This is a genomic window from uncultured Anaerotruncus sp. (assembly GCF_902490045.1).
Taxonomy (GTDB): domain Bacteria; phylum Bacillota; class Clostridia; order Oscillospirales; family Ruminococcaceae; genus Anaerotruncus.
The window spans coordinates 1-3,643 of the sequence record NZ_CABUCJ010000169.1; the positions used below are offsets into that span (position 1 = coordinate 1).

Annotated in this window: 2 protein-coding genes and 1 pseudogene; all 3 read left to right on the top strand. The window is 64.2% G+C overall.

Annotated elements, in window-relative coordinates:
• Window positions 1-270: 270 nt before the first annotated feature.
• Complete coding sequence (locus RDM88_RS12125) at window positions 271-1,428, top strand: DUF362 domain-containing protein (RefSeq protein WP_308755086.1); 1,158 nt, start codon at window positions 271-273, stop codon at window positions 1,426-1,428.
• Window positions 1,429-1,552: 124 nt separating this feature from the next.
• Complete coding sequence (gene ispE / locus RDM88_RS12130; protein WP_308755087.1) at window positions 1,553-2,458, top strand: 4-(cytidine 5'-diphospho)-2-C-methyl-D-erythritol kinase; 906 nt, start codon at window positions 1,553-1,555, stop codon at window positions 2,456-2,458.
• A gap of 397 nt (window positions 2,459-2,855) precedes the next feature.
• Window positions 2,856-3,643, top strand: a pseudogene (locus RDM88_RS12135) (hypothetical protein); the annotation flags it as partial.

Here is a 3,643-nt window from a genome sequence, read left to right on the forward strand (position 1 = left end):
AGCCCCTCGCGCCCTTCTTTGGTTCCTTTCTTGGGCGAACAAGAAAGGAACTCGCCGCCGGTCGACTACCGGCAAGCCCTCCGACCTCTGGGCGGAATATCTAAAACCGCCGCCGGTCGACTACCGGCAAGCTCCGCCGCTCGATGAGCGGAAAATCCAAGACCGCCGCCGGTCGACCACCGGCAAGCCCTCCGCCCGCTGGGCGGGAAATCAAAACCGCCGGGCGGTATTCAAAAGCCCCGCCGCGCAGCGGTAAAAAAGGAGAAGATCATGCCACAGGTATCCCTGGTCAAAACGGAAAGCTACAGTCCGGAGGAGGTGGAGCGCGCGGTTGCCCGCCACTTTGAACTGCTCGGGGTGGAGACCTTTTCGCCCGACGCGCGGGTGACGGTCAAGCCGAACCTGATCATGCGTTGCCCGCCCGAACGGACCGCCACGACCCACCCGGCGGTGATCGAGGCGGTCATCCGCCAGCTTCAGGCGCGCGGCGCGCGGCGGATCACGATCGCGGACAGCCCGGGCGGGCTCTACACCCCGCAGATCCTCTCCGCCGCCTACGAGGCGACGGGGATGGCGGCCGCGGCCAAGCGCACGGGCGCGTCGCTCAACCTGTCGGCGGGCTCGCGGAGCGTACATGTCGCGGAGGGGGCCCTCTGCCGCGACTTCGACATCATCGACCCGGTTGCGGACGCGGATTTCGTCGTCAACTGCTGCAAGCTCAAGACCCACTGCATGACCACACTCTCCTGCGGGGTCAAGAACCTCTTCGGCTGCGTGCCGGGACTCTTAAAGCCCCAGCTCCACTACCGTTTCCCGGACGGGGAGCAGTTCGCGCGGATGCTCGTCGACCTCTCGCTGCTTGTGAAGCCGGGCCTGACCATCGCCGACGCGGTCGACGCGATGGAGGGGGACGGCCCCACCGGCGGCAGGCGGCGGCATGTGGGGCTCACCGCCGCCGCGAAATACGACGGGCTCTACGCGCTCGACCTCGTGCTGGCGGAACTCATCGGGCTGGGCCCCGAACGGGTGCCCATGCTCGCGGAGGCGGTGCGGCGCGGTCTCTGTCCGGACGGCGTGTCCGGCGTGGAGCTGCTCGGGGACCCGCTGCCGCCGGTGATCAGGGATTTTCTGATGCCCGCGAGCAAAAAGCTCAATTTCAGCGGCAGCCTGCCGGGGCCGCTCGCGAAGGCGGTCGACTGGCTGGAGCCGCGCCTCGCTCCGCGCCCCAGGGTGCGGGAACGGGACTGCGTCGGCTGCGGGAGATGCGCCGAGAGCTGCCCGGCAAAGACGATCGCGGTGGCGGGCGGCAAGGCGAAGATCGGCTACGCGAAATGCATCCGCTGCTTCTGCTGTCATGAGATGTGCCCGGTCAAGGCGATCGACATCCGGTCGGTGCCCGTCTTCCGGTTTTTGAGCAAGGGCCGCTGAGGGGTTCCCAAAAAGAGGAAGGGTATGCTATAATTGACGTGAACTTTGCGCGGCGCGCCGTCCGCGGGCCCAAGGGGCTTGGCGGGGCGGATCGCGGCTGTGGCGCAATCGAAAAGGGCAGGTGATGGCGATGAAGAAAACGGTGATTGTCGACGCGCCCGGCAAGGTGAACCTTGCTTTGGACGTCACGGGGAAACGCCCCGACGGCTACCACACGGTCGATACGATCATGCAGGCGGTCGACCTGTGCGATACGGTGACGATCTCCCGCATGTCCGGAAAGGGCATCTACATATCCTGCGACCGGCAGATGATCCCCTGCGACGAGACGAACTACGCCCACGTCGCGGCGCGGAAGTTTTTCGAGCGATTCGGCCAGCCGGACACCGCGATCTCGATCGACATCCAGAAGCGGATTCCGGTGCAGGCGGGCCTCGCGGGGGGCAGCGCGGACGCAGCCGGGGTGCTCGTGGGGCTCAACGCCCTCTTCGGAACGGGCGCGGACCGCGGGACCCTCTGTGAAATCGGCGTGCAGGTGGGCGCGGACGTGCCCTTCTGCATCGTGGGCGGCACCCAGCGCGCGCGGGGAATCGGCAACGAGTTCACCCCGCTTCCGCCCCTGCCCGCCTGCCATATCCTCATTGCGAAGCCCGGCCCGGGGATGTCCACCCCCGAGAGCTACCGCCGCTACGACGAGCGCGGCGCGAAACGCCGCCCCGACATGCCCGCGCTGCTCCGCCTGCTCGAGGCGGGGGAGCTGAAGGCGTTTGCCCGGGGGATGGTCAACGTCCTCGGGGAGGTCGCGGACCTGCCCGAGATTCCATTCCTGAGGGAGCGGATGTGCGAGGCGGGCGCGCTCGGCGCGCTGATGAGCGGGAGCGGTTCGGCGGTGTTCGGCATCTTCGAGGACCGCGGGCCCGCCAAACACTGCATGCGCCGGCTCTATTCCCACGCGGAGGCGGTCTTCCTCTCCCGCGCGGTCACCTACGGGGCGGTCGTCCTTGATCTGGTGGAGGGAAAAGAATCGTAATTTGCCGGAGCCGCCCCACGGGGCGGCTCTTTTTGTGCGCAAAACTTCACCGGGATTTCAGCTTTCCCTCACGCCGCGCCAAAAAAAGGCACACACGGGCGCGGTATGATCTTCTTGCCGGCAGGGAAAGCCGCCGGCTTTTCAGAGGTTTTCCTCCACTGCGCCGGGCGCAGAAAAAATCAGTTTTTTCCCAATCCCTCCAGCAAAAGGACCGCCGCGAGCCGGCGGCCCTTTTGCTGTTTCGCCGGGGAATTGTGTGGTAAATTTCACCGCGATTTCAGGAAAAAAACACAGTGGTTACAAACCGGTAACACAAACGGGACGTACAATCTGGTCAATGGATGCGGATGGACGCGTCCCGATCAAAAACCGATTTTTTTAAGGAGGACAAACCAACATGAAAAAAGCACTTTCCCTTTTGATTTCAGCGGTGCTCGTCCTGAGCATCGCCTCTGTCGCGGCGTTCGCGTCGGATAGCTTCAGCCTCGACAAAGCCTATGACTCCGACGGAAACTATTCCGAAGACGTCGGCGACAGCGGAAACGGCGACATCAGCCGCAGCGGCAAATTCGATATCGACGAGACGCTGTCGATCTCGATCTCCGACCGCGTGGTCCCCGGCTCCACCTTCTACATCCCGCTTTTTGAAGATCCGGACGGAACGACCGGAAGCGGCATTGTGAACGAAGACGTCACCAATACCGACTACTTCAAGTATAAGCTCGACAAGGACACCAACTCCAAGCTGGTCAGCTCGATCACCGTCGTGACCGACAAGAAACTGGCGGGCAGCACCCGTACCTCCTACCTGAAGGTCGTCCTCAACGACATGACCGATACCGACGAGTCGAAGACCGACGGCACGATCACCTTCAAGGCAAAGGCCAACCTTTCGAGCTACAGCAGCAAGAGCAGCAAGCCCGCCACCTATACGGACGAGGACACCGACACCTGGGAGTCGGGCGATACCATCACGATCGACTACACCTTCTGGGTCAGCAACGCGAAGGCCACCAACGACGACAACCCGGACGTCGGCGACCGCGTCTACATGGACCCCGACGCGAACGACACCAACACCCTGATCTGGGGCGACGACCGCGCGGCCCTCACCTTTGAGGCGGACGACGACGCTTCCAAATTCTACGCGCGCCTCTCCACCTCGAACATGAGCGACATCTACGC